The organism is Pseudomonas sp. C 49-2 (assembly GCF_003970195.1).
Classification (GTDB): domain Bacteria; phylum Pseudomonadota; class Gammaproteobacteria; order Pseudomonadales; family Pseudomonadaceae; genus Aquipseudomonas; species Aquipseudomonas canadensis.
Genome location: NZ_RXYG01000013.1, coordinates 77,777 through 101,218, shown reverse-complemented (window position 1 = coordinate 101,218; position 23,442 = coordinate 77,777). Strand labels below are relative to the sequence as shown.

The 23,442-nt window shown below is 60.7% G+C and carries 26 protein-coding genes; 13 read left to right on the top strand and 13 right to left on the bottom strand.

The window, feature by feature from the left end; translation table 11 throughout:
• Positions 1-146: 146 nt before the first annotated feature.
• Positions 147-521 carry a hypothetical protein gene (locus EJ576_RS23515; RefSeq protein WP_016980060.1) on the bottom strand — a complete coding sequence of 125 codons (375 nt, stop codon included), beginning with the start codon at positions 519-521 and terminating at the stop codon, positions 147-149.
• 156 nt (positions 522-677) lie between these two features.
• Here EJ576_RS23515 and EJ576_RS23510 point away from each other — a divergent pair, with 156 nt between their 5' ends.
• Positions 678-1,496, top strand: a complete 819-nt coding sequence (locus tag EJ576_RS23510; RefSeq protein WP_122724225.1) for a shikimate 5-dehydrogenase — start codon at positions 678-680, stop codon at positions 1,494-1,496.
• Positions 1,497-1,612: 116 nt separating this feature from the next.
• Here EJ576_RS23510 and EJ576_RS23505 read toward each other — a convergent pair whose 3' ends face one another.
• The gene (locus EJ576_RS23505) at positions 1,613-2,257 is read right to left on the bottom strand and encodes a YceH family protein (RefSeq protein WP_122724228.1); all 645 of its coding nucleotides are present in this window, start codon (positions 2,255-2,257) and stop codon (positions 1,613-1,615) included.
• 116 nt (positions 2,258-2,373) lie between these two features.
• Here EJ576_RS23505 and EJ576_RS23500 point away from each other — a divergent pair, with 116 nt between their 5' ends.
• Positions 2,374-2,883, top strand: coding sequence for a DUF1993 family protein (locus EJ576_RS23500; protein WP_122724231.1), 510 nt, complete (start codon positions 2,374-2,376; stop codon positions 2,881-2,883).
• A gap of 69 nt (positions 2,884-2,952) precedes the next feature.
• Here the strand turns inward: EJ576_RS23500 and sstT are convergent, their stop codons facing one another.
• A complete protein-coding gene (gene sstT, locus EJ576_RS23495; protein WP_033902034.1) occupies positions 2,953-4,173 on the bottom strand; it encodes a serine/threonine transporter SstT in 1,221 nt (406 codons plus the stop codon).
• A 228-nt stretch (positions 4,174-4,401) separates the two neighbouring features.
• Here sstT and EJ576_RS23490 point away from each other — a divergent pair, with 228 nt between their 5' ends.
• On the top strand, positions 4,402-5,559 hold the full coding sequence (locus EJ576_RS23490) for an MFS transporter (protein ID WP_122724233.1): 1,158 nt from the start codon (positions 4,402-4,404) through the stop codon (positions 5,557-5,559).
• 4 nt (positions 5,560-5,563) lie between these two features.
• On the opposite strand, the gene nhaR is transcribed toward EJ576_RS23490, so the two are convergent.
• Positions 5,564-6,466 (bottom strand): transcriptional activator NhaR, encoded by a 903-nt coding sequence (gene nhaR, locus EJ576_RS23485; RefSeq protein WP_028619586.1) that lies wholly within the window; start codon positions 6,464-6,466, stop codon positions 5,564-5,566.
• Positions 6,467-6,600: 134 nt separating this feature from the next.
• On the opposite strand from nhaR, the gene EJ576_RS23480 reads away from it, so the two are divergent.
• From EJ576_RS23480 to mnmH, 4 genes are all read left to right on the top strand, one after another.
• Positions 6,601-6,852 carry a hypothetical protein gene (locus tag EJ576_RS23480; protein WP_123474227.1) on the top strand — a complete coding sequence of 84 codons (252 nt, stop codon included), beginning with the start codon at positions 6,601-6,603 and terminating at the stop codon, positions 6,850-6,852.
• 42 nt (positions 6,853-6,894) lie between these two features.
• Positions 6,895-7,647, top strand: coding sequence for a TerC family protein (locus EJ576_RS23475; protein WP_010211333.1), 753 nt, complete (start codon positions 6,895-6,897; stop codon positions 7,645-7,647).
• 94 nt (positions 7,648-7,741) lie between these two features.
• Entirely contained in the window at positions 7,742-8,776 is a 1,035-nt protein-coding gene (gene selD, locus EJ576_RS23470) for a selenide, water dikinase SelD (protein WP_126571252.1), read from the top strand.
• Positions 8,776-9,879, top strand: a complete 1,104-nt coding sequence (gene mnmH / locus EJ576_RS23465) for a tRNA 2-selenouridine(34) synthase MnmH (RefSeq protein WP_123474226.1) — start codon at positions 8,776-8,778, stop codon at positions 9,877-9,879. Before selD ends, mnmH begins: the two co-directional genes overlap by 1 nt.
• Here the strand turns inward: mnmH and EJ576_RS23460 are convergent.
• Both EJ576_RS23460 and EJ576_RS23455 read right to left on the bottom strand, forming a co-directional pair.
• Positions 9,869-10,924: a permease gene (locus tag EJ576_RS23460; RefSeq protein WP_126571251.1), complete on the bottom strand. Its 1,056-nt coding sequence runs from the start codon at positions 10,922-10,924 to the stop codon at positions 9,869-9,871. The two genes, mnmH and EJ576_RS23460, sit on opposite strands and share 11 nt — an antisense overlap.
• 44 nt (positions 10,925-10,968) lie before the next feature.
• Positions 10,969-11,670: a histidine phosphatase family protein gene (locus EJ576_RS23455; protein ID WP_122724247.1), complete on the bottom strand. Its 702-nt coding sequence runs from the start codon at positions 11,668-11,670 to the stop codon at positions 10,969-10,971.
• A 249-nt stretch (positions 11,671-11,919) separates the two neighbouring features.
• Here EJ576_RS23455 and EJ576_RS23450 point away from each other — a divergent pair, with 249 nt between their 5' ends.
• The 3 genes from EJ576_RS23450 to hemB all read left to right on the top strand — a co-directional run bounded on the left by EJ576_RS23450 (position 11,920) and on the right by hemB (position 14,576).
• On the top strand, positions 11,920-12,618 hold the full coding sequence (locus EJ576_RS23450; RefSeq protein ID WP_028619592.1) for a glutathione S-transferase N-terminal domain-containing protein: 699 nt from the start codon (positions 11,920-11,922) through the stop codon (positions 12,616-12,618).
• Positions 12,619-12,621: 3 nt separating this feature from the next.
• Positions 12,622-13,464 carry a PhzF family phenazine biosynthesis protein gene (locus EJ576_RS23445; RefSeq protein ID WP_123474224.1) on the top strand — a complete coding sequence of 281 codons (843 nt, stop codon included), beginning with the start codon at positions 12,622-12,624 and terminating at the stop codon, positions 13,462-13,464.
• Positions 13,465-13,601: 137 nt separating this feature from the next.
• A complete protein-coding gene (gene hemB / locus EJ576_RS23440; protein ID WP_016977356.1) occupies positions 13,602-14,576 on the top strand; it encodes a porphobilinogen synthase in 975 nt (324 codons plus the stop codon).
• 53 nt (positions 14,577-14,629) lie between these two features.
• Here the strand turns inward: hemB and EJ576_RS23435 are convergent, their stop codons facing one another.
• Positions 14,630-15,244: a LysE family translocator gene (locus tag EJ576_RS23435; RefSeq protein ID WP_126571250.1), complete on the bottom strand. Its 615-nt coding sequence runs from the start codon at positions 15,242-15,244 to the stop codon at positions 14,630-14,632.
• A gap of 148 nt (positions 15,245-15,392) precedes the next feature.
• Here EJ576_RS23435 and EJ576_RS23430 point away from each other — a divergent pair, with 148 nt between their 5' ends.
• Positions 15,393-16,478 carry a DUF1615 domain-containing protein gene (locus EJ576_RS23430; RefSeq protein WP_126571249.1) on the top strand — a complete coding sequence of 362 codons (1,086 nt, stop codon included), beginning with the start codon at positions 15,393-15,395 and terminating at the stop codon, positions 16,476-16,478.
• Here the strand turns inward: EJ576_RS23430 and EJ576_RS23425 are convergent, their stop codons facing one another.
• The gene (locus tag EJ576_RS23425) at positions 16,479-17,273 is read right to left on the bottom strand and encodes a DUF4349 domain-containing protein (protein ID WP_126571248.1); all 795 of its coding nucleotides are present in this window, start codon (positions 17,271-17,273) and stop codon (positions 16,479-16,481) included.
• Between the two features lie 149 nt (positions 17,274-17,422).
• Between EJ576_RS23425 and EJ576_RS23420 the strand changes: the two genes are divergently transcribed.
• Complete coding sequence (locus EJ576_RS23420) at positions 17,423-17,845, top strand: PaaI family thioesterase (protein ID WP_126571247.1); 423 nt, start codon at positions 17,423-17,425, stop codon at positions 17,843-17,845.
• A gap of 181 nt (positions 17,846-18,026) precedes the next feature.
• Here EJ576_RS23420 and EJ576_RS23415 read toward each other — a convergent pair whose 3' ends face one another.
• Genes EJ576_RS23415 through EJ576_RS23405 form a run of 3 tightly spaced genes read right to left on the bottom strand, consistent with a single transcriptional unit; the run spans position 18,027 to position 20,613 of the window.
• Positions 18,027-19,208, bottom strand: a complete 1,182-nt coding sequence (locus EJ576_RS23415) for an acetyl-CoA C-acetyltransferase (RefSeq protein ID WP_126571246.1) — start codon at positions 19,206-19,208, stop codon at positions 18,027-18,029.
• Positions 19,209-19,219: 11 nt separating this feature from the next.
• Positions 19,220-19,879 (bottom strand): CoA transferase subunit B, encoded by a 660-nt coding sequence (locus EJ576_RS23410; protein WP_003211625.1) that lies wholly within the window; start codon positions 19,877-19,879, stop codon positions 19,220-19,222.
• A 35-nt stretch (positions 19,880-19,914) separates the two neighbouring features.
• Positions 19,915-20,613, bottom strand: a complete 699-nt coding sequence (locus EJ576_RS23405; protein WP_010211319.1) for a CoA transferase subunit A — start codon at positions 20,611-20,613, stop codon at positions 19,915-19,917.
• A 133-nt stretch (positions 20,614-20,746) separates the two neighbouring features.
• Between EJ576_RS23405 and EJ576_RS23400 the strand changes: the two genes are divergently transcribed.
• Entirely contained in the window at positions 20,747-21,652 is a 906-nt protein-coding gene (locus EJ576_RS23400; protein ID WP_078047820.1) for a LysR family transcriptional regulator, read from the top strand.
• Between the two features lie 61 nt (positions 21,653-21,713).
• On the opposite strand, the gene EJ576_RS23395 is transcribed toward EJ576_RS23400, so the two are convergent.
• Together EJ576_RS23395 and EJ576_RS23390 are read right to left on the bottom strand one after the other, a co-directional pair.
• Positions 21,714-22,043 carry a hypothetical protein gene (locus tag EJ576_RS23395; RefSeq protein ID WP_123474219.1) on the bottom strand — a complete coding sequence of 110 codons (330 nt, stop codon included), beginning with the start codon at positions 22,041-22,043 and terminating at the stop codon, positions 21,714-21,716.
• Positions 22,044-22,589: 546 nt separating this feature from the next.
• Positions 22,590-23,435 carry an NAD-dependent protein deacetylase gene (locus EJ576_RS23390; RefSeq protein ID WP_126571245.1) on the bottom strand — a complete coding sequence of 282 codons (846 nt, stop codon included), beginning with the start codon at positions 23,433-23,435 and terminating at the stop codon, positions 22,590-22,592.
• Positions 23,436-23,442 lie beyond the last annotated feature (7 nt).

Below are 23,442 nucleotides of genomic sequence, written 5' to 3'. Positions count from 1 at the left end.
CCGATTGGGCAAGTAGACATTGGCTTCGATGATGTGCGATTTCGCGCCGGGCATTGTCCTCAGAGCGACCTTGACGCCCTGAATCCGGACTTTTCAGACAAAAAAAAGGCCCCGCAATCCTGCGAGGCCTGTTTCAGACGATTCGGTTACCAGCCGCGGCCGTAGTAGCCGTGAGGAGGGCCGTAGTAGCCGCGCGGTGGACCGTAATAGCCACGCGGTGGGCCGTAGTAGACCGGTGCCGGGCGGTAATACACCTGTTGCTGCACATACACCGGTGGTGGCGGTGCGTAGTAGACCGGTGGCGGCGCGGCATATACCGGCTGCGGTTGCACATACACCGGCTGCTGCACGTAGACCTCACGCGGCTGGCTGGCAACCACGGAGCCCACGACGGCTGCACCGACTAAAGCACCCAATACGGCCGGGCCACCCCAACCACCACCGTGGGCGGAGGCTTGGCCTGCCATCGCGAGTGCGCCAACCAGCAAGGCGATCTTGGGGATTGTACGAATCATGGTCATTCCTCGGTTAGCCCCAGCGCTTGTGGTCTGCAATCAATAGACTCAAGTAATGTCGCGGGGATACTTTTAAGACAACGTATTTCTGAAAAACAGCACAGCCGCTAGGTAAAGGTTGTGTAAGGTCTGTACCCAATTGCTTACTCAAAGGAGTTACCCATGCAGATGCACCCCAACAAGGACACCCAACTGTGCATGTCTCTGTCGGCGCGCCCCGGGAATTTCGGCCTGCGGTTTCATAATCACCTGTACGAACAGCTGGGGCTGAACTTCTACTATAAAGCCTTCAGCAGCCAGGACTTGCCCGGTGCGATCGGTGGTATCCGCGCGCTGGGCGTGCGGGGTTGCGGGGTTTCCATGCCGTTCAAGGAAGCTGCCATTGCCTTAGTGGACGAACTCGACGATTCGGTTCAAGCCATCGACTCCCTCAACACCATCGTCAACACAGATGGGCACCTCAAGGCCTATAACACCGACTACATCGCCATCGAACAGTTGCTGAAAAAGCACGCGGTGCCCAAGGAGTCGACCTTCGCCCTGCGTGGCAGCGGCGGCATGGCCAAGGCGGTGGCCAGTGCCTTGCGTGACGGTGGTTACGCCAATGGCGTGATCGTCGCCCGCAATGAAGTAGCAGGCCGGGCGCTGGCGCAGAACCTGGGGTATGACTGGTTGGCCGAGTTGGGTGACCTGCGCCCGCAGATGCTGATCAACGTGACACCCATCGGCATGACCGGCGGGGCTGAGGCAGACGCGTTGGCGTTTGACGTCGAGGCGGTGGACGCCGCAGACACTGTGTTCGATGTGGTGGCGATCCCCGCCGAAACGCCGTTGATTGTGCGTGGAAGGGCTCAAGGCAAGCGAGTGATTACCGGACTGGAAGTGATCGCGATCCAGGCGTTGGAGCAGTTTGTGCTTTATACCGGGGTGCGACCGACGCACGAACAGTTTGAAAAAGCCGTGGCATTCGCCCGAACCTGACTCAAAAACGCCGCTCCTCCTGTAGGAGCTGGCTTGCCAGCGAAAAACGCCCAGACGCCGCATGCATCCACAATGCCCGCGTCATCGTTAACGACCATCGCCGGCAAGCCGGGCTCCTACAGGTTAGCCAGCCGTTCTTCCAGCGCCGCAATCCGCGCTTCCAACTCCTCGATGCGCTCGACCGATACGCCGCTGACAGCTCCGCGTTCTACCGGGTTTCCCCGCGCGGCCATAATCACTTCGATATCCGCCGGATCACCCAGTGCATGGGTATACCGGTCTTCGCGCTGCCCCGCCTGGCGCGGCACGAGCAACGCCAGACCTCGGGCAATCAGGCGTTCTAGCTGATGGACCACCTGCTCGGCATCTTCGAAATCATGCATACGCCCGCTGCGGGTCAGCAGCTCATTGACGGTCTGCGGCCCGCGCAAAAACAGCAGCCCGATCAGGATCACCTGGGCCGGCACCAACTCCAGCGCCTTGTCCACGCGGTGTTCCCAACGGTCGGCACGGCTGCCCATCACCAGGCGGGTGAAGCCCTGGCCTTCCAGCGTGCGCAGGCTCTGGCCGACCTGGCCCTGGCTGAGGTTCATGACCGGTTCGCGGCTGGTCTTCTGGTTACAGGCGAGTACCAGGGCATTGAGGGTCAGGGGATAGGTTTCCGGGTTGGTCGCCTGTTTTTCGATCAGGCAGCCCAGGAGCCGGATTTCCGTGCTGTTCAGGCGCGGCTCAGGGGTCTCGGTGTCGTGCTCGGCGGTCATCGCGCTTTCCCTATGCAGTGAAGGCCCTTAGCCTAATCCTGAAAAAATAAAAGACAAGCGATAGGCATGGCTATAATCGCCGCTGGTTCAAACCGTGACATTACTCAGAGACTGCCATGACTATTTCCCTGTACGCCGCTTCCATTCCTGTCTTCAAGCAAATGCTCACCGCCCTGAGCGGCGTGTTGACCAAGGCCGAAGCCCACGCCACCGCCAAGAACATCGAGCCGAACGCCTTGCTGCAAGCGCGTCTGTTCCCGGACATGTTCCAACTGGTGCGCCAGGTGCAGATCGCCGTCGACTTCGCCAAGGGCGTTTCCGCACGCCTGGCCGAGATCGAAGTGCCGAAATACGAAGATACCGAAGTCACCTTCGCCGACCTGCAAGCGCTGATCGCCAAGGTGTTGGCCTTTGTCGACACCATCAAGCCCGAGCAGGTCGACGGCAAGGAAGGCATCGAGATCGTCACTCGCCCAGGCACGCCGAAAGAGAAGCGCTTCAGCGGCCAATCCTACCTGCTGACCTACGGCCTGCCGCAGTTCTTCTTCCACGTCACTACCGCTTACGCTTTGCTGCGCCACAACGGCGTAGAAGTGGGCAAGCGTGATTACATGGGCGCTTTCTAAGCATCCAGTCACAAAAAAGCCCGGGGTCGTTCACTGAAGAACGACCCTGGGCTTTTTTGTGGCCGGCGGTCAAGCCGGCTGTTCTTCCTTGCCCAGGCAGGCGGCGGCGGTGAACAGTACGTCGGTGGACGAATTCAGCGCGGTTTCCGCCGAATCCTGCAGCACGCCGATGATGAACCCCACAGCAACGACTTGCATGGCAATCTCGCTGGGAATGCCAAACAGGCTGCACGCCAGCGGGATCAGCAGCAGCGAACCGCCCGCCACGCCGGAAGCACCGCAGGCGCAGACGGCCGCGACCACACTGAGCAGCACGGCGGTGGGCAGGTCGACGGCGATGCCCAGGGTGTGCACGGCGGCCAGGGTCAGCACGGTGATGGTGATCGCGGCGCCGGCCATGTTGATGGTGGCACCGAGCGGGATCGACACCGAGTACGTGTCTTCATGCAGGCCCAGGCGTTTGCTCAACGCCAGGTTGACCGGGATGTTCGCCGCCGAACTGCGGGTGAAGAACGCGGTGATCCCGCTTTCCCGCAGGCACATCAGCACCAACGGGTAAGGATTGCGACGCAGTTTCCAGAAGACGATGGCCGGGTTGACCACCAGCGCCACGAACAGCATGCAGCCGATCAGCACCACCAGCAGGTGGGCGTAGCCGAGCAGGGCGCCGAAGCCGGAAGTGGCCAGGGTCGAGGCCACCAGGCCGAAAATGCCCAGCGGCGCAAAGCGGATCACCACCCGCACGATCAGTGTGACGCCATTGGACAGGTCGTCGAGCACGGTGCGGGTGGTCTCGCCGGCATGGCGAATGGCTACGCCCATGCCGATAGCCCAGGCCAGGATGCCGATGAAGTTGGCATTCATCAGTGCGCTGACCGGGTTGTCCACCACGCTCAACAACAGGCTTTGCAGCACTTCACCGATGCCGCCGGGTGCGGTCACCGTTGCGTCGTGGGTTGCCAGCACCAGCGAGGAGGGGAACCACATGCTCGCAATCACCGCGACCACGGCGGCGGCAAAGGTGCCCAGCAGGTACAGGAACAGGATCGGTTTGATATGGGTTTCCTGGCCGTGCTTATGGTTGGCGATCGACGCCATCACCAGCACAAACACCAGGATCGGTGCCACGGCCTTGAGCGCCGCGACGAACACCTTGCCGATAAACCCGGTGGCCTTGGCCGCCTCGGGCAACAGTAAGGCCAGCAGGATGCCGGCGATCAGGCCGATGACGATTTGCGTGACCAGGCTGACGCGGGCCAGTCGTTGCAGGAGGGAAGGGGCAGCAGTCATAAACACTTGTCTCTAGTTTTTGGAGGCACGGCGGCACAGGCAGAAAGGGCTGTAGGACGCGGATCGCGAAGTCTAGCATGCTGTAGGAAATGTCCCCGTCGGTGCGGCATTGCGTCACCCGCCCGCCCCAGCCTTTGCAAAACCCTGTTAAGATTCCGTCCTCTCATCTTTCCTATCCTTCAGCGCGCCCTTCGGGCTGTCGCTGATGTCGTCGTTTCTGGAGTTTTCATGTTGTTTCCCATCCTGCTGCTGTCGGCCGCCGGCTTTACCGTGCTGACCACGGAATTCGTCATCGTCGGCCTGCTGCCCTCCATCGCCCGGGACCTGAATGTGAGTGTGTCCCAGGCCGGGCTGCTGGTGACCTTGTTTGCGTTTACCGTGGCGGCCTTTGGGCCGTTTCTGACGGCCTACTGCGCGCGTTTCCCACGCAAGCGGCTGTTTATCAGCATTCTGATCCTGTTCGGCGTGGCCAATACCGTGGCGGCGCTGGCACCGAATATCTGGGTGATGGCGGTGGCGCGGCTGATCCCGGCACTGGGTTTGCCGGTGTTCTGGGCGTTGGCCAGCGAAACGGCGGTGGACATCGTCGGCCCCGAATTCGCCGGGCGCGCTATTGAGAAGATCGGTTTCGGCATCGTCTGCGCCACGGTGTTCGGCATTCCGGTGGGCACGCTGATTTCCGATATGTTCGGTTGGCGCAGCGCGTTTGCCATCCTTGCGGTGGTGGCACTGGCCAAGGCCTTGTTGCTGTTTATCTACCTGCCGGTGACTCAGCCGAAGAACGATGAAGTGACGCTGCGCTCGCAGTTCAAGATCCTGCGTAACCCGCTGATGCAGGGCCATATCCTGCTGTCGATCCTGGTGTTCAGCGGCATGTTCACGGCGTACACCTATTTGGCGGATATTCTCGAGCGACTGGCCGGTTTCGACGGTACGTTGGTGGGCTGGTGCCTGATGGGCTTCGGTGCGGTTGGGCTGATTGGCAATTCGTTGGGCGGGCGTGCGGTGGATCGCCACCCGTTGATCGCGTCGATGGTGTTCTGCGGCTTCATGATTGCGGGCATGGTGGCGTTGGTACCGGCGATCCATTCCACCATTGGCCTGGCGGCGGCGATGGCCGTGTGGGGCGTGACCCAGGCGGCGATGTTTCTGGTCAGCCATGTGCGCTTGATGAAAGCCGCACCCCATGCGCCGGCATTTGCCGCGTCGCTGAACATCGCCGGGGCCAACCTGGGCATCGGCCTGGGCGCCCTGGTGGGTGGCCATGTGATCGACACCCTCGGCCTGGGCAGCCTGGGCTTTGCTGCGTCCGGGTTTATCCTGGTGTCGATCCTGCTGGCGTTGTGGTTGATGACTGCCAAGCAACCGGTCGCCTCCCAGGCTTGAACCGTCAGGGCAGGGTGGTAAACAACTCCCGTCGAGCGCCTTCGGTAATCGCCACGATGCCGGGGTGCTTGACCTTGCGTTCCACCGAGATCGCGTAGAACGACTCGGTCACCGCCACAGTCTGGCCAATCAGCGCCACGCCGTACTGGCGCACCACCTCATCGGCAATCACGCTGGGGGCGATAAAAATCCCGCTGCCGGATTGGCCGAAGGCCTGCATCAAGGCGCTGTCATCAAACTCACCGATGATCTTCGGCTGGATCTGCTGTTCGGCAAACCAGCGCTGCAAACGGCTGCGGACCACGGTTTCCGCCCCTGGGATCAGTAGCGGCGCGCCGTGCAGGCACTGCGGGAAATCCCCGCCGTATGCGTCGGCCAGCGCTTGGGTGGCGAAAAAGCTGATACCGCATTCTCCCAACTTCTGGCTGTAGCCCCTGATGTCCAGGTGCGTGGGCATGGGGCTGTCAGAAATCACCAGGTCCAGGCGCTGGATGGCCAGGTCGGCCAGCAGGCGTTCGAGCTTATCTTCGCGGCACGTGATGCGGATCGGCTCACTCAACTCCATGGTCGGTGCGATCAGTCGGTAAACGATGGATTTGGGCACCACATCCGCCACGCCGACACGGAACAGAATCTGCTGTTCATCGGGCTGCGCGCGCAGCATGGCCTCCAATTCATTGCCGGTCTGGAACATCTGCTCGGCGTAGGGCAGGGCCTGGCGCCCGGCTTCAGTCAACTCCAACTGACGGCCGACACGCTGAAACAGCGCGATACCAAAGGTTTGCTCCAACAGGCTGATCTGCCCGCTGATGGTCTGGGGCGTGAGATTAAGCTGCTCACACGCACGCACGATGCTGCCAGTCTTGGCCACCACCCAGAAGTAGTGCAGTTGTCGGTAATTGAGCATGACGACCATCACTTCGTAAAAGCCGAAGTATACTCGAGAAAAATACGAATTTTCCTGAACTGTTCACCTGCATAGAATGCCTCGCTATCGCGGGGCCACTATTTGGACCCAATGGTTCTAACGAGGAAGACATCATGAAACTCAATTCCCTGGGCGCGGCATCGTTGCTTGCGCTTACATTGGTAGTGATCAGCGGCTGCGATCAGGTCGAGAAAAGCGCGCAGCAGGTGCTGGGCAAGGCCACCGAATCGGCCAAGCAAGCCATCGATGACACCCACAAGGCGGCCGAGCAGGCATTGAGTGAAGCGACAAACGGCTTGATCAACCCGCAGAAGAAGGATGATCAGGAAGACAAAGAAAGCGAATCGAACAGCAAAGAAGCCTAATCTCCCGCACTTTATATCTACGAAGAATGTCAGGACTGACCTATGGATTACCTTTTACAACTGGCCGCCAGCCCCACCGCCTGGGTTGCCCTGGCGACCTTGATCGTCATGGAGATCGTGCTGGGCATCGATAACCTGATCTTCATTTCGATCCTCACCAATAAGCTGCCGGAGCAGCATCGGGCCAAGGCACGACGCATCGGTATCAGCATGGCGTTGGTGTTGCGTCTGGGCCTGCTGAGCACCATCGCGTTCATCGTGCAGTTGACCGCGCCGGTATTCGAAGTGTTTGGCCAGGCGTTTTCGTGGAAGGACATGATCCTGATCGCCGGTGGTCTGTTCCTGGTGTGGAAGGCAACCACCGAGATCCATCACAGCATGGACCCGGAGCCGGAAGAGAAGGAAACCAGCGCCGGCAACGTCGTGGCCATCGGTTTTGCCGCGGCCATCGGCCAGATCCTGTTGCTTGACCTGGTGTTCTCCATCGACAGCATCATCACCGCTGTGGGCATGACTGAGCACTTGCCGATCATGATCATTGCCGTAGTGACTTCGGTGATCGTGATGCTGGTGGCGGCCGAACCGCTGGCCAAGTTCATCAACGACAACCCGACCGTGGTGATGTTGGCCCTGGGCTTCCTGATCATGATCGGCATGACGTTGATCGCCGAAGGCTTCGGCGCCCATGTGCCTAAAGGCTACGTATATGCGGCCATGGCGTTCTCGGCGGCGATCGAATGTTTGAACATTGCCCGTCGTAACCGTCACAAGCGTTTGCTTGCTGCCCGGCAATAACGGCTGAAACCAAAAGGCCGGCTGTACTCACAAGAGTCCAGCCGGCCTTTTGCTGTCTGTTAGAATTCGCGCACTTGATAGCGTGAGGTCCTACATGAACGAGCCGATTCGTCTTACCCAGTACAGTCACGGCGCGGGGTGTGGCTGCAAGATATCGCCCCAGGTATTGGAGGTGATCCTTGCCGGTAGCGGCGCACAGCACCTCGACCCCAAGCTGTGGGTGGGCAATGCTTCACGCGATGATGCGGCGGTGTACGCCATTGACGATGAGCGCGGCGTGGTTTCCACCACCGACTTTTTCATGCCGATTGTCGATGACCCCTTCGATTTCGGCCGGATTGCCGCCACCAACGCCATCAGTGACATCTACGCCATGGGCGGCGATCCGTTGATGGCCATCGCCATTCTGGGTTGGCCGGTGAATGTGCTGGCGGCGGAGATTGCCCGCGAGGTGATCCGTGGCGGCCGTTCCGTGTGCGACGAAGCCGGTATTCCCCTGGCGGGCGGCCACTCGATCGATGCGCCGGAGCCCATCTTCGGGCTGGCAGTGACCGGCCTCGTGCAAAAGCGCCATATGAAGCGCAACGACACGGCGAGCGCCGGTTGCCGGCTGTACCTGACCAAACCTCTGGGCATCGGCATCCTCACCACCGCCGAGAAGAAGGGCAAATTGCGCGAAGCAGATATCGGCCTGGCCCGCGATTGGATGTGCACTCTGAACAAGCCCGGCAGTCGTTTCGGCAAGTTGGCGGGGGTGACGGCGATGACCGATGTCACCGGTTTCGGGCTGTTGGGCCACTTGGTGGAAATGGCCGATGGCAGCGGCCTGACGGCGCGCATCGAGTACAACAATGTCCCTCGCTTAGCCGGCATCGAAGATTATCTGGATCAGGGCTGCATGCCCGGCGGTACGTTGCGCAACTTCGACAGCTATTCAAGCAAACTCGGACGTCTTCAGGAGCTGCACAAGCGTGTGCTGTGCGACCCGCAGACCAGCGGCGGCCTGTTGATCGCCGTCACGCCCGAGGGCGACGCCGAATTCCACACTGTGGCGGCTGAACTGGGCCTGGTCCTGAAACCTATCGGCGAACTGGTCGAGCGACAGACCCACGCGGTTGAGGTGATTTGATGGCGACTGATATCACTGACTACCGCGACATCTTTCTCAACGACCGGCCGATGATGGATACCCGCGCGCCGGTCGAGTTCGTCAAAGGCGCCTTTCCAGGTGTAGTCAATCTACCGCTCATGACCGATGACGAGCGCCAGCGGGTCGGCACCTGCTACAAACAGCAAGGCCAGCAGGCGGCCATCGTGCTCGGACATGAACTGGTGTCCGGCGCAATCAAGGCCGAGCGCATCGAACACTGGGCGCGTTTCGCCCAGGCCAACCCCGATGGCTACCTCTACTGTTTCCGAGGAGGGCTGCGTTCGCAGATCGTGCAGCAGTGGCTGAAGACCGAGGCGGGTATCGAGTACCCGCGTGTGGGCGGCGGCTATAAGGCCATGCGCAGCTTTTTGCTGGAGACCGTTGAGCAGGCTGCGGTCCAGTGTGATTTTGTGTTGCTGGGCGGCATGACCGGCACCGGCAAGACCGAGGTGCTCGGTCAATTGCGCAATGCCCTGGACCTGGAAGGCCACGCCAACCATCGTGGTTCCAGCTTCGGCAAGCGCGCCACGGCGCAGCCGTCCAACATCGATTTCGAAAACCGCCTGGCGGTGGACCTGCTGAAGAAACGCGCCGCCGGTATCGAGCAGTTTGTGGTCGAGGATGAAAGCCGCATGATCGGCAGTTGCGCGTTGCCACTGCCGTTGCACAAGGGTATGCAGTCGTTCCCGATGGTGTGGTTGGAAGACAGCGTGGCAGGCCGGGTCGAGCGGATCCTGCAAGCTTACGTCGTGGACTTGTGTGCGGAGTTCGTCGAGATGTTTGGCGAGCGCGGCCAGGCGTTGTTCGCCGAGCGCCTGACCCAGAGCCTGGCCAATATCCACAAGCGCCTGGGCGGTGAGCGTTACCAGCGGTTGCAGGCGATCCTGCAGGACGCCCTGGTAGAACAGGCCCGCAGCGGTGCCGTAAACCTGCACCGGGCCTGGATCGAAGGCCTTTTGCGGGAATATTACGACCCGATGTACGCCTTCCAACGTGAAGGCAAAGGCGCACGTATCGAGTTTGCCGGCGAGCAGGGCGCCGTGGTGGCGTATCTGCGCGAGCGCGCCCAGGCTAAAGGATAGCGGCACCGATCAAGCCGCAGGCCACCCCCACCAGGATTGTCAGCCCGGCCACCGTCACCAGCACCCGCGTATCGAAATCCTTGCGCAGCATCAGCAGTGACGGCAGGCTCACGCTGGGTAAGGTCATCAGCAGCGCCACCGCTGGGCCAGTGCCCATGCCCAGGGCCATCATGGTTTGTACGATAGGGATCTCTGCGGCGGTGGGAATCACGAACAACGTGCCGACAATCGCCAGCGGCACCAGCCACACCAGGCTGTTGGTCATGGCGCCGTCCACATGGGGAAACAGCCAGACCCGCGCCGCACCCAGCATCAATACCGCCAGGATGTAGATCGGAATCGTGCTCCAGAACAGCTGCCATAAAGTGCGCAGCCAACGACTCAAGAACGGCTGCGACTTGCCAACGCTGGCTTCGGCCACCGCATCCAGCGCCGCTTCCGGTACCTGCTCCGGACCGGCAATACGCTGTGCCACCAGCGACACTCCGACGACAAGCACAATGCCCGCCACCAGCCTGAGTGCGGTGAAACCCCAGCCCAGCACAAAGCCCATGAACACCAGGGTCGCCGGATTCAGTACCGGGTTGGCGATCCAGAACGCCAACGCCGCGCCCACCGATACCCGCTGGCGGCGCATGCCCGCCGCGACCGGTGCCGCGCAGCAGCTGCACATCATGCCCGGCAACGCGAACAGCCCGCCGCGCAACGTCGAGGCAAGCCCGGCACGTCCAAACAGGCGCAGCAGCCAATCCCGCGGAATCAGCACTTGCAGGAGCGAGCCGAGGATCACCGCCAGCACGGCGGCTTTCCAGATCGCCAGGAAATACACCTGGGCGTAGGCCAGTGCCGCTGCCAAAGGCGCGCTTTGTTGATCGTTGAGGATAGAGGTGCCGATGCTGTGGTTGTCGGCGGCAACGAAAGCCTTGAGGTAGTAGGGCGACCACTTCACATAGTAAAGGCCGACGCAGGCAACCAGCAGGAACAACGCAGGTTTCCACCAGAAGGACCAGCCCCGATTGGGTTGGGAGGACGTGAGGTCAGGCATGGTGATGATCCGCAGGTGAGTCGATAGCGGTGCATCATACGCTGTCAGCTATCGGCACTCACCTGCGTCGGTTCGGGGCAGCTTTTGTCGCCGTCGTTCAAGCCTTGCTTGTAGTTGCGGCTCAGCAGCGAGGCCTTGCCGTTATGCCAGGTCAGGGTCAGCACGTAGAGCGTGTCGTAGTCGCTGCCGGACCAGTCATCGGTGATGGTGTGCTTTTCGCCCGACGCTTCGCTCGCCACCCTGTTGATCAGCTCCGGCAGATAGCCGTGGGACCAGGCGGTGTAGATGATGGAGTTGTGGTACTTGTCCTCCACCAACTCGTCAGCGAGGTCGTGGGTATCGTTCGCCGAAAACTTGATGTTCACCGGCAGGCCCAATTTGATGGCGCTGGGGGTGATGGTCATCAATGGGCGAATGTAGCTGTAGGAATTGTCCAGTTCGCCTTCCTCCACATTCCGTGTCGGGTTGGCGGCGAACACGAAGTTGGCCTTGCCGAATTTTTCCGGGAGCAGGGTGGCCAGGTTCATCGCTCGGTTGAGGCCCTGGCAGTTGAGCTGGCCCAAGCCGCCGGCGGGTTTTTCGCCATGGCGCAGGAACACCAGGGTTTGTACGCCGTCCACCGGCTCGGCGCTGCTGATGCGCGACTCCAGGGTCAGGCCGATAGCACCGCCTACGAGCAGCAGCGGCAACATGATGTATGAATATCGTTTCAGGCGTAGCGCAAGGCACAGAGGCTTGATGATCATTAGTGTCGAGTCTTCAGTGCATCGGATTAAGGCGGACAAGCCCGGCCCAGTGACGCATCCAGCGTCCTGCGGTGTTCCCTGTCAATAAAACGTGTTGCCTCCATTCACCGTTTGAGTGCACTTAAGAGTGCCCTCGGGCCTATTGGTTCGCCCATGCGGGATAATAGCCAGCGGTTGTTGCGTATTGATGACCCATGCAGGGCCCCGTAGTGATAGCTATGATGGGGACTTTCTGAACAGGGACTTACGATGAACCCACTCGCCGCTTTCCCGATCAACAGCAAATGGCCCGCGCAGCACCCCGAGCGCTTGCAGCTCTACTCGCTGCCGACGCCCAATGGGGTAAAAGTCTCGATCATGCTCGAAGAGCTGGGGCTGCCCTATGAAGCCCACAAAGTCAGCTTCGAGACCCAGGACCAGTTGTCGCCCGAGTTCCTGTCCCTGAATCCCAACAACAAGATCCCCGCGATCATCGACCCCAATGGCCCTGGCGGTTCGCCACTGGCGCTGTTCGAGTCCGGCGCGATCCTGATCTATCTGGCGGAGAAAACCAGCCAGTTGCTCTCCGAAGATCCGGCCACCCGCTATGAAACGATCCAATGGCTGATGTTCCAGATGGGCGGCATCGGGCCGATGTTTGGCCAGTTGGGGTTCTTCAATAAATTCGCCGGCAAGGCCTACGAAGACAAGCGTCCCCGCGACCGTTACGCCGCCGAATCCCGGCGCTTGCTCGACGTGCTGGAGAAACGCCTGCTGGGCCGTACGTGGATCATGGGCGACGAGTACAGCATCGCCGACATCGCGACCTTCCCGTGGATCCGCAACCTGATCGGCTTCTACGAGTCCGGTGACCTGGTGGGCATCGCCGACTTCCCTAATGTGCTGCGCGCGCTGGACGGTTTCGTCGCCCGGCCGGCAGTGATCCGTGGCCTTAATATTCCGAGTTGAAGCATGCCGACTTTTGATTTCAAGCAACTGGACGTCTTCAGCAGCGTGCCGCTTAAAGGCAACCCGCTGGCGGTGGTGTTCGGTGCTGACAGCCTGACGGACCAGCAGATGGCGGACTTCGCCAACTGGACCAACCTCAGCGAAACCACGTTTTTGCTGACGCCGCGTGATCCCAGGGCCGACTACCGGGTGCGAATCTTTACTACCTTGACGGAGCTGCCGTTCGCCGGGCACCCGACGCTGGGCAGTTGCCACGCGTGGCTGCAGGCCGGCGGGATTGCGCAAGGCGAGGAGATCATCCAGGAGTGCGAAATCGGCCTGGTGCGTATCCGTCGCCAGGGCGATGAGCTGGCATTTATCGCGCCGCCGTTATTGCGCTCCGGGCCGGTGGAGGCCTTGTTGATCGAGCGCGTGCGGCTGGCGCTGGGTTTGGCGCCTGAAGCCATTGTGCGCAGCCAATGGGTCGACAACGGCGCGGGCTGGCTGGCGGTGATGCTGTCGGATCGCAATCAAGTGCTGGCTCTACAACCCGACTATTCGCAACTGCTGGGTTTGGCGGTGGGCGTGATCGCCCCCTGCGATCCCACGCAGGACGATGTGGACGCACAGTTTGAAGTCCGCGCCTTCATCGCGGGCGACGGCGCCCAAGAAGACCCGGCCACCGGCAGCCTGAACGCTGGCGTCGCCCAATGGCTGCTGGCCGAAGGCCTGGCGCCTGAGTGCTATGTGGTTAGCCAGGGCACGGCCATCGGACGGGCAGGGCGGATTCGTGTTGAGCGTGAGGGCGATGAAATCTGGGTCGGTGGCGCTGTTGCGGTGTGTATCGAAGGGCGATTGCAGCTCTAGATCAATGCATTGTTACGGGCGGCGCAATACACTATTGGCCCCTCGGCGTTTGTGCTGGCGGGGCCAAGGGGCATAAGCTTTCGCCCCAAAGATTTCTGCCTTCTGCCCCAAGATTTCTGCCTTCTGATAGGAAAGCCATGACCAGCCAGTTCCCCCAAGCCCGCCCACGCCGCCTGCGCCGCTCCCCGGAGCTGCGTGGTTTGTTCCAGGAAAGCGAATTCACCCTGAACGATCTGGTGCTGCCGATCTTCGTCGAAGAAGAAATCGACGATTTCGTGCCCATCACCAGCATGCCCGGTGTGTTGCGTATCCCTGAGAAGAAACTGGCCGGCGAGATCGAGCGCTATGCCCGCGCCGGCATCAAGTCGGTGATGACTTTTGGCGTGTCCCACCACTTGGACGCCAGCGGCAGCGACACTTGGAAGGAACGTGGCCTGGTCTCGCGCATGTCCTCGATCATCAAGGACGCCGTGCCGGAAATGATCGTGATGTCCGACACCTGCTTCTGCGAATACACCGATCATGGCCACTGTGGCGTAATGCACGGTGCCCATGTCGACAACGACGCGACCCTGGTCAACCTCGGCAAGCAAGCCGTGGCCGCTGCCCGAGCGGGTGCCGATGTCATCGCACCCTCGGCGGCGATGGACGGCCAGGTTCAAGCGATTCGCCGCGCCCTGGATGATGCCGGCTTCACCCATATCCCGATCATGGCGTACTCGACCAAATTCGCCTCGGCCCTCTACGGCCCGTTCCGCGAAGCCGGCGGCAGCGCGCTCAAGGGCGACCGTAAAAGCTACCAGATGAACCCGATGAACCGCCGCGAAGCGGTGCGCGAATCGTTGCTGGACGAACAGGAAGGCGCGGATGCGCTGATGGTCAAGCCTGCCGGTGCCTACCTCGACATCATCCGCGACATCCGCGAAGCCTCGCGCCTGCCGGTGGCGGCGTACCAGGTCAGCGGCGAATACGCGATGATCAAATTTGGTGCCCAGGCGGGTGCGATTGATGAGGACCGTGTGGTGCGCGAGACATTGGGCTCGATCAAGCGCGCGGGGGCGGACTTGATCTTCACCTACTTTGCGATGGATTTGGCGTTGGCCGGGATCTAAACCTATCTCCACTGTAGGCGCTGGCAAGCCAGCTCCTACAGTGTTGTGTGGTGTCAGCGTTGCGCAAACGCCAGGTTCAACCCCAGGCCCGCAAAAGCTGTTGCAAAGCTGCGGCGCAGCCAGTTCTGTACCCGTGGTGATTCGATCACCGCGCGGCGAAATACATTGGCCAGCAGGCCATAGGCCACGAACACCGCAAACGTCATCGCCATGAATACAGCGCTCAGCACCAACATCTGCAGGGCGGGTGCCGTGCTGCCTGGTGAGACGAATTGGGGCAGGAAGGCCAGGAAGAAAATGGTCAGCTTCGGGTTGAGAATGTTCATCAACAAGCCGCGCAACATCAGGCTCCATGCGCTGGAGAGCGTCGGTGTTTCGCTGACCGCAAAGGCCGAACGATCGCGCCAGGTGGCATACGCTACGTACAGCAGGTAGGCGACGCCTGCGTACTTGAGCATGTCGAATGCCAATGCGCTGGTGTGAAGCAGGGCGGACAGGCCGAGAACAGACGCCAGCAAATGCGGGATGATCCCGGCGGTACATCCCAACGCTGCGAATACACTGGCGCGCTTGCCGGCGGTGAGGCCGGTGGACACCGTGAATATCACGCCGGTGCCGGGAATCAATACGACAATCAGGCAGGTAATCAGGAAGTTCAGGCTGAGCATGGCATTCAAACTCCGTGTACGAATGGTCGATGACCGATCCTGTCACATTTTGCGGGTCACTGGCGAGCACGCAAGGTGGGCGAACCCTGGTTAGACTTACCGGTCGATATCTGCAATGCCCCGGCCCGCCGCCACCCAAGGAAGCTCCATGTACCCAAGCCGCCTGATCCTATGCCTTACCACTCTACTGGTACTGGCCGGATGCTCCACCACACGCAACCCGCAACAGCCGGAGCGCAGCGAAGCCGAGGTGAAGGCGCAGATCGTGCGGTTGCTACCGGCCCAGGTGCCTGACCGCAAGGGGTGGGCCCAGGACATCTACACCGCCTTCGATACCCAGAAAATCTACCCCAGCACGGAAAACATCTGCGCGGTGCTGGCGGTGACCGAGCAGGAGTCCACTTACCAAGTGGACCCACCCGTGCCGAACATGGGCAAGATCGCCCAGGATGAAATCCTGCGGCGCGCCGGAAAAGTCCATGTGCCGGCGTTTGTGGTCCGCAGCGCACTGCAACTGCGTTCGCCCACCGGCAAGACTTACGCCGATCGCATGGGCGCTGCACGCACGGAGAAAGACCTGAGTGGCATCTTCGATGACTTCATCAGCATGGTGCCCCTGGGCAAGACCCTGTTTGGTGGCTTCAACCCGGTGCATACCGCAGGGCCGATGCAGGTGAGTATCGACTTTGCGCAGAAACAAGCGCGAGGTTATCCCTACACGGTGGACGGCAGCATTCGCCGCGAAGTGTTCACCCGGCGGGGCGGCATGTACTTCGGCATCGCGCATTTGCTCGGTTATCCGGTTAACTATGACCAGCCGTTGTACCGGTTTGCCGACTTCAATGCCGGCTGGTACGCCAGCCGCAATGCCGCGTTCCAGGCTGCCGTCAGCCGTGCCTCGGGCACCGACCTGGCCTTGGATGGAGATCTGATTCGCTACGGTTCACTGCTGCCGGGCACTACCGAGCTGGCGGTGCGGTCATTGGGCGCGAAGCTGGACATGCGCAACCCCAGCATCCGCAGCCAGTTGGAGCAAGGCGAGCAACTGGACTTTGAAGACACCACGCTCTACAAGCGCGTGTTTGCCCTGGCCGACAAGGCGGCGGGCAAGCCGATGCCGCGGGCGATCCTGCCGGGCATCGTGCTCAAGAGCCCCAAAATCACCCGCAATCTCACTACCGCCTGGTTCGCCAAGCGGGTGGATGAACGTTATCAGCGGTGCATGAAGCGCTGATCAGGTGCGGCGTTTGACGAAGCGGCGCCACAGCCATACCCACAACCACACCACCGGAAACGCCAGGATCACGAACGGCAGTATATAGGCCGACCGCTCCAGGGCGTCGGCAGTGCCGTCCACCAGGTTGTCGCCCAAGCTGCTGAACATGCGGCTGAACCTCGACTGCTGGTTTGCACCATCGGAGGAGCGGAAATTCAGGGTCACACGGTTGGTATCGAGGCGGCGTTGCTGGCCGGCGGCAACCTGTGCCAGTTCCTGCAGCTCGTTTTCAATGCCCGCCTGTTCCTTGCTTAAGGCAATCAGGTCACTGACGGTGATGTCCTTGCGTTTGGCCAGTTCGTCGAGGCGTTGCTGCTGGGCTTGCAGACGGTCTTGGCGACGGCGCACATCGGCAACGGCATCGGCCAGGTCTTCGGCGGTGGTGATGCGCTGGCCGAGTTTGCCACCTTCAGCGGCCATCGTGACCATCGGCTCCACGCCGGTCGGCGCGATGCGCAGGATGATCTGGCCGCCGCTGTCGTTTTCGGTGATGCCGAGGATATTGCAGGCGCCAAAACGCGCGGTTTCGCAGGCTTCGCGAGTGGCCTGCATGCGCGGTGAAAGCAAGGCGCCGGGCAGGGCCAGACTCAGTTCGTGTTCGTAGGCCAATTGCGCGCCGGCACGGCTTTGTTCGCCGTTGATCACCCGCGCGCGCGAGTGGTCACTGGGCGAGCAGCCAACCAGGGCCAAGCCGGCCAGCAGTGTCAAAAGAGGGGCGCGAAGTGCGAGGGATTTGCCGTCCGGATGGCGCATTGCAGTTCCTTGAGGGAGTTGATGCGGCGATTAAAGCGGGTCTGGTGGATTAACGCAAAGCATCGCGGGGGATTTGCGCGGTAGATGGTAATGGCCGCTGCTTGCGGCCAGGCGTACATCTCAACCTTCACTCCAGGGAAGAATCCGCCATGATCACTCACGCCGTACCTGAAGGTTTTGTTTCATTGCCCCGCAGCAGTCCATTGCTGGATCTGCTCGGTCCGGCCTATTGCCGAGGGGAGGGCCTGCAACTGGAGGTCGGCCTGCGTGCCGACAATCGCCACGCCAACGGACGCGGCACCGTGCATGGCGGGGTGCTAGCGACCCTTGCGGATATCGGCATGGGGTATGCCATGGCGTTTTCCAGCGAGCCGCCGCTGCCGTTGATTACTGCGAGCATGACCTTGGATTACCTGGGGGCGGTGCAGGTCGGGGAGTGGATTGTGGTGCGGTTGGAGCATCACAAGCGGGGGCGGCAGATGGCGTTTGCCACAGTGAGCTTGCAGGTGGGGGAGAAGGTGGTGGCGCGGGCGAATGCGGTGTTTGCGGTGCCCCAATCCGACAGGCAATAAAGATCAAATGTGGGAGCGGGCTTGCTCGCGAACGCAGTGTGTCAGTCACCAGATTCATGGTTGACTCACCGCTTTCGCGAGCAAGCCCGCTCCCACATTTGAACTGCGTTTTTCAGATAGAACGCATTAAGAAAAGGCCTGGTTTTCGTGGAACCAGGCCTTTTCCGTGTTGCTCTTTGAATCAGTTGCGTTCGAGCGCCAGCGCGACACCTTGGCCGCCACCGATGCACAGCGTTGCCAAACCTTTCTTGGCATCGCGTTTGATCATTTCATGCAGCAGCGTCACCAGCACGCGGCAGCCTGACGCGCCGATCGGGTGGCCAATGGCGATGGCGCCGCCGTTGACGTTGACCTTCTCTGCATCCCACTCCAGCTCTTTGCCCACCGCCAGGGATTGCGCGGCGAAGGCTTCGTTGGCTTCGATCAGGTCCAGGTCGCCCAGGCTCCAGCCGGCTTTGTCCAGGCAGCGGAGGGTGGCCGAGACCGGGCCGATGCCCATGATGGCTGGGTCGACGCCCGCGTTGGCGTAGCTGGCAATACGCGCCAGTACCGGCTGGCCGAGGGCCTTGGCCTTGTCGGCGCTCATCAGCAGCACGGCGGCGGCACCGTCGTTGAGGCTGGAGGCGTTGCCGGCGGTGACGCTGCCGTCTTTCTTGAACGCCGGTTTCAGTTTGGCCAGGGACTCGGCAGTGGTGCCGGCGCGAGGCTGTTCATCCACGGCGAAGGCCACAGGATCGCCTTTACGCTGGGGAATCAGGATCGGGGTGATCTCATCGACAAAGCGGCCTGCTTCAATAGCAGCAGCGGCTTTTTGCTGAGACGCCGCAGCGAACGCGTCCTGGGCTTCACGGCTGATGCCGTACTTGTCCACCAGGTTCTCGGCGGTGATGCCCATGTGGTAGTCGTTGAACGCATCCCACAAACCGTCGGTGATCATGCTGTCGACCATCTTGGCGTGGCCCATGCGCAAACCGGTGCGTGCGGCGGGCAGCACATACGGAGCCAGGCTCATGTTTTCCATGCCGCCGGCGATGATCACCTCGGCGTCACCGCAACGGATGGCCTGGGCGCCCAGGTGCAGAGCCTTGAGGCCGGAGCCGCAGACCTTGTTCAAGGTCAGGCTGGGCACCGCGTGGGGCAGGCCGGCGAGGATCGAGGCCTGGCGCGCCGGGTTCTGGCCGCTGCCTGCGGTGAGTACCTGGCCGAGGATCACTTCATCCACTTGGGCCGGGTCGAGGCCAGTCTGTTCCAACAGGCGACGGATTACGGCAGCGCCCAGTTCCGGTGCCGGAATGTTCGCCAGCGAACCCTGGAAGCTGCCCACGGCGGTGCGGGTGGCAGCAACAATCACGACGTCTTGCATGGAATCTGTCCTCACTGGAAGTGCATTTCTGGAACGTGGTCCGGGACGATCAGTTTACCGGCGGTCTTGCTCACAATCTCCTCAACGCTGACGCCAGGTGCGCGTTCCTTGAGGACAAAAGCGCCATTTTCGATTTCCAGGTAGGCCAGGTCGGTCAATACACGCTTGATGCAGTTGGCGCCGGTCAGCGGCAGGCTGCACTGGCTGAGCAACTTGGACTCACCATCCTTGGACGCGTGGGTCATGATCACGATGATGTTTTCCGCACCGGCCACCAGGTCCATGGCGCCGCCCATGCCTTTGACCAGCTTGCCGGGGATCATCCATGAGGCGATGTTGCCTTGTACGTCCACCTCAAACGCGCCAAGCACGGTGAGGTCGACGTGGCCGCCACGGATCATCGCGAAGGACTCTGCGGAGGAGAAGATCGACGCGCCGATGCGCGCGGTGACGGTCTGTTTGCCGGCGTTGATCATGTCGGCATCAATGGTTTCTTCGGTAGGAAAAGGACCCATGCCCAGCAGGCCGTTTTCCGATTGCAGCATCACTTCCATGCCTTCGGGGATGTAGTTGGCCACCAGGGTCGGAATGCCGATGCCGAGGTTGACGTAGAAGCCGTCCTGCATTTCGCGGGCGACGCGTTGAGCCATTTGTTCGCGGGTAAGAGCCATTTTTATGTGTCCTTATTGTTCGGGCTGGGGGCGGATTATTTGCGCACGGTGCGCTGTTCGATGCGCTTCTCGAACGTGCCGCAGATGATCCGGTCGACGTAGATGCCAGGGGTGTGGATCTGCGCCGGGTCCAGCTCGCCCGGTTCGACGATTTCTTCCACTTCGACCACGGTGATCTTGCCGGCGGTGGCGGCCAACGGGTTGAAGTTCTGGGCGGTGTGGCGATAGATGACGTTGCCGAAGTGGTCGGCTTTCCAGCCTTTGACGATGGCGAAGTCGCCGGTGATGGATTCTTCCATCAGGTACGGACGACCGTTGAATTCGCGGGTTTCCTTGCCTTCAGCCACCGGGGTGCCGACGCCGGTCGCGGTGAAGAACGCAGGGATGCCGGCGCCGCCAGCGCGCATTTTTTCGGCCAGGGTGCCTTGAGGGGTCAGCACCACTTCGATTTCGCCGCTAAGCAATTGCTTCTCGAACAGGGCGTTTTCACCGACGTAGGAAGCGATTACCTTGCTGATCTGTTTCTCTTCCAGCAACACGCCCAGGCCGAAACCGTCGACGCCACAGTTGTTGGAAACCACGGTCAGGTCGCGGGTGCCTTTGCGCTTGATCTCGGCGATGAGGTTTTCCGGAATGCCGCACAGGCCAAAACCGCCGGAGAGTACGGTCATGCCGTCTTCCAGGCCTGCCAGTGCTTCCTCGTAGGACGCCACGCGTTTATCGAAACCTGCCATATGCACCTCTTTTATTGTTTGTGGGCCAGCCAATGAGTTGAGTGTTGCTCCGGCTGATTGATTTGTTAAGTTGTTTTTTAAGGTTGATTGATTTAAAAAACAGCATAGTCGCCTGGCCGTTTGGAGTAGCGTCATGACAGTTAAACAAATGCGCGCGTTTCTCGCCGTGGCCCAGAGCCTGAGTTTTGCCGCCGCCTGCGAGCGCCTGCACCTTTCCCAATCGGCGCTGAGCCTGACCATCAAGGGGCTGGAAGAAGGCCTGGGTGGGCGCCTGTTCAGCCGCAATACACGCAACGTTGCCCTGACGCCTGAGGGCGAGTCCCTGCTGCCCCTGGCGCGCCGGCTGATTGCTGACTGGGACAACGCTGAAGACGAACTGCGCCAACGGTTCACTCTGCAACGCGGCCGAGTCACGGTCGCGGCGATGCCATCGTTTGCGGGCAATTTGCTGCCACCGATCCTGAAGATATTCCGCGCGCGTTACCCGCAGGTGAATGTGACCGTGCATGACTTGATCAATGAGCAAGTGCTGGAGATGGTGCGCGACCGGCAGGTGGAGCTGGGCGTGGCGTTTGAGCCTGCTGAAGGCTCATCACTGGCGTTTACGCCGTTGTACCTCGATCGCTTCATCGCCGTGGTGCCGGGTGATTCGCCCTTGGCTGCCTGCGCCGAAATCGATTGGATAACCTTGCTGGAGCAGCCGTTTATCACGTTGCAACGACCGTCGACAGTACGGGTGATGCTGGAAGAACACTTGGGCGCTTTACAGATGAAGTTGCCGGTCGCCCTGGAAAGCCATCAACTGGCCACAGTGGGCAAGATGGTCGCGAGTGGTTTGGGCGTCAGCGCGGTGCCGGCGTTGTGCGCACGGCAAATGGAGGAGGCGGGCGCCCATTGCATTACCTTGAGCGATCCGGTGATCGAACGGCCCATTGGTGTGCTGACCAAGCCAGGGCATGAACTCTCGGCAGCGGCGCAAGTATTGTTTGATATTTTCCGGGATGAAGCGGCAAAAGGGCGGTTTCCGGCATTGTTATAACTCAGGCATTAAAAAGCCCGCTTGAATGAACAAGCGGGCTTAAATATTTAATGCTGTGTTATCAGCAGTATTTATCAATCACTTTAACGTGCGATTGGCCTTTGAGGTTCTGCCATTCGGTATTAAGTGTTTGGAAGACCTGCTCGATAAAGTTGCGATCGGCCGCCGCTTTCTTGCCGACATAACCCTGGCCGCGACGGTACATCTTCAGGCGCGCCGCCAATTCACGGTTATTGCGGTCGAACTCGGCTTCTTCGGTGTGGGGCGCCAGGCAGTCGATTTGGACTTCGCCCGATTTGCCAATCCACAGGATATGGTCGTCGAGTGTGTCTTTCTGCGCTGCGAACATCTCAGCCAATTCATCGATAGTTGGTTGGTTGTTCAGATTCATGTGTAAGCCCCTTGACCAGTTGGCGATCTATCAGTTGGTTCGTTAAAACATCTTTAGTTGTCTCCGGTTGCGAAAACCGGGCGTCAGCGACTGTCTGCCGAATACGGGCAGGGTCTTGAACCTGATGCATGTAGTCTTGCTGATGAACTGCTACGCAATGCTTTCATAACGAAGACAAGCCGCATTTGAGCGCCTTGTACCGAGCCCCATGGGCCGGTCAGCTTCATCAATCCGCCTTGTGGGCAGTGCACATCCGGAAAAAACAGCTCGGCGGTCAGACGAGCTTGTTCAAAACGCTTGTTGCCAACGCTCCCGATCCGGGAGACGTCTCGATAATGCAAGGACAAAAAGGTTACGTCAACGGTTATGTAGTGATTATTTTTGATCACTACATAAATCGCCGTGGTGACGGGAGAATGCGGGAAAACGTGACTTGGGCGTCATTTTATGGAGGGGTGAGTCGTAGAACCGAGGGGGTGAATTCAACACAAAACACTGTAGGAGCCGGTTTGCCGGCGATAACGGTTTTAATCCGTGGTGAATGGGTTATTGCAAACGATCGGTCAACAGCGGCAACAGTCGCTCGCACGACGCCTCGATCTTCACTTGCAAAAGCTCATCCCCGCGGGTCTTGCCCAGGTTAATGGCAATCACGGGCTTGCCCTGTTCGACCATGGCTTTGCACAGACGAAACGCCGAATAAGCCATCAGCGATGAGCCCACCACCAGCAACCCCTCGGCATGCTCTACCGCATTCATTGCCCTGGCGGCTGTCGCCGGCGCTACGTTCTCGCCAAAAAACACTACGTCGGGCTTCAAGCGCTCGCCATTGCAATGGGGGCAGCGGGGAACCTGAAAATGTTCTTCAAACGCAGGATCGAGCAAGGTATCGCCATCCGGTGCCTGCACCGCATGCACCTGCGCCAGGTAGGGGTTGTCGATCTCCATCTGCCGCTGGATCGCACCGCGCTCGCTGCGCAGCTGGCAGTCCAGGCACAGCACCCTGTGCAGGCTGCCGTGCAGTTCGATCACATCATGGCTGCCGGCCTGGTCATGCAGGGTGTCGACGTTTTGCGTGATCAGCCCGCTGATACGGCCACGTTGCTGCAACGTCGCCAGCGCCAGGTGCGCCTTGTTCGGTTGTGCAATGCGGACCCTTGGCCACCCCAGCATCGCCCGCGCCCAATAACGGCGCCGCGCTTGCGGGGTGGCGAGGAACTCCTGGTACATCATTGGCGCCTTGCCCCGACGCACGCCTTCGCTGTCGCGGTAATCGGGAATGCCCGACGACGTGCTGATCCCGGCACCGGTCAACACCAGAAAACGCCGGTCTGCCATGGCCCGGTACAGGGTGTCGAGGTGGTCCTCTTGATGTTCCAGCGTGTCGAGCATGGGTTCC

What these genes read in the sequence shown, in the direction of transcription:
- EJ576_RS23490 (WP_122724233.1), top strand. Translation starts at nt 4,402, where the DNA reads ATGTTGTTTCCCATCCTGCTGCTGTCGGCCGCCGGCTTTACCGTGCTG.
- EJ576_RS23475 (WP_010211333.1), top strand. Translation starts at nt 6,895, where the DNA reads ATGGATTACCTTTTACAACTGGCCGCCAGCCCCACCGCCTGGGTTGCC.
- EJ576_RS23395 (WP_123474219.1), bottom strand. Translation starts at nt 22,043, where the DNA reads ATGAATCTGAACAACCAACCAACTATCGATGAATTGGCTGAGATGTTC.
- nhaR (WP_028619586.1), bottom strand. Translation starts at nt 6,466, where the DNA reads ATGCTCAATTACCGACAACTGCACTACTTCTGGGTGGTGGCCAAGACT.
- EJ576_RS23515 (WP_016980060.1), bottom strand. Translation starts at nt 521, where the DNA reads ATGACCATGATTCGTACAATCCCCAAGATCGCCTTGCTGGTTGGCGCA.
- EJ576_RS23450 (WP_028619592.1), top strand. Translation starts at nt 11,920, where the DNA reads ATGAACCCACTCGCCGCTTTCCCGATCAACAGCAAATGGCCCGCGCAG.
- EJ576_RS23415 (WP_126571246.1), bottom strand. Translation starts at nt 19,208, where the DNA reads ATGCAAGACGTCGTGATTGTTGCTGCCACCCGCACCGCCGTGGGCAGC.
- EJ576_RS23390 (WP_126571245.1), bottom strand. Translation starts at nt 23,435, where the DNA reads ATGCTCGACACGCTGGAACATCAAGAGGACCACCTCGACACCCTGTAC.
- EJ576_RS23425 (WP_126571248.1), bottom strand. Translation starts at nt 17,273, where the DNA reads ATGCGCCATCCGGACGGCAAATCCCTCGCACTTCGCGCCCCTCTTTTG.
- EJ576_RS23480 (WP_123474227.1), top strand. Translation starts at nt 6,601, where the DNA reads ATGAAACTCAATTCCCTGGGCGCGGCATCGTTGCTTGCGCTTACATTG.
- sstT (WP_033902034.1), bottom strand. Translation starts at nt 4,173, where the DNA reads ATGACTGCTGCCCCTTCCCTCCTGCAACGACTGGCCCGCGTCAGCCTG.
- EJ576_RS23445 (WP_123474224.1), top strand. Translation starts at nt 12,622, where the DNA reads ATGCCGACTTTTGATTTCAAGCAACTGGACGTCTTCAGCAGCGTGCCG.
- EJ576_RS23460 (WP_126571251.1), bottom strand. Translation starts at nt 10,924, where the DNA reads ATGCCTGACCTCACGTCCTCCCAACCCAATCGGGGCTGGTCCTTCTGG.
- EJ576_RS23510 (WP_122724225.1), top strand. Translation starts at nt 678, where the DNA reads ATGCAGATGCACCCCAACAAGGACACCCAACTGTGCATGTCTCTGTCG.
- EJ576_RS23505 (WP_122724228.1), bottom strand. Translation starts at nt 2,257, where the DNA reads ATGACCGCCGAGCACGACACCGAGACCCCTGAGCCGCGCCTGAACAGC.
- hemB (WP_016977356.1), top strand. Translation starts at nt 13,602, where the DNA reads ATGACCAGCCAGTTCCCCCAAGCCCGCCCACGCCGCCTGCGCCGCTCC.
- mnmH (WP_123474226.1), top strand. Translation starts at nt 8,776, where the DNA reads ATGGCGACTGATATCACTGACTACCGCGACATCTTTCTCAACGACCGG.
- EJ576_RS23435 (WP_126571250.1), bottom strand. Translation starts at nt 15,244, where the DNA reads ATGCTCAGCCTGAACTTCCTGATTACCTGCCTGATTGTCGTATTGATT.
- EJ576_RS23500 (WP_122724231.1), top strand. Translation starts at nt 2,374, where the DNA reads ATGACTATTTCCCTGTACGCCGCTTCCATTCCTGTCTTCAAGCAAATG.
- EJ576_RS23400 (WP_078047820.1), top strand. Translation starts at nt 20,747, where the DNA reads ATGACAGTTAAACAAATGCGCGCGTTTCTCGCCGTGGCCCAGAGCCTG.
- EJ576_RS23455 (WP_122724247.1), bottom strand. Translation starts at nt 11,670, where the DNA reads ATGATCATCAAGCCTCTGTGCCTTGCGCTACGCCTGAAACGATATTCA.
- EJ576_RS23410 (WP_003211625.1), bottom strand. Translation starts at nt 19,879, where the DNA reads ATGGCTCTTACCCGCGAACAAATGGCTCAACGCGTCGCCCGCGAAATG.
- EJ576_RS23405 (WP_010211319.1), bottom strand. Translation starts at nt 20,613, where the DNA reads ATGGCAGGTTTCGATAAACGCGTGGCGTCCTACGAGGAAGCACTGGCA.
- selD (WP_126571252.1), top strand. Translation starts at nt 7,742, where the DNA reads ATGAACGAGCCGATTCGTCTTACCCAGTACAGTCACGGCGCGGGGTGT.
- EJ576_RS23430 (WP_126571249.1), top strand. Translation starts at nt 15,393, where the DNA reads ATGTACCCAAGCCGCCTGATCCTATGCCTTACCACTCTACTGGTACTG.
- EJ576_RS23420 (WP_126571247.1), top strand. Translation starts at nt 17,423, where the DNA reads ATGATCACTCACGCCGTACCTGAAGGTTTTGTTTCATTGCCCCGCAGC.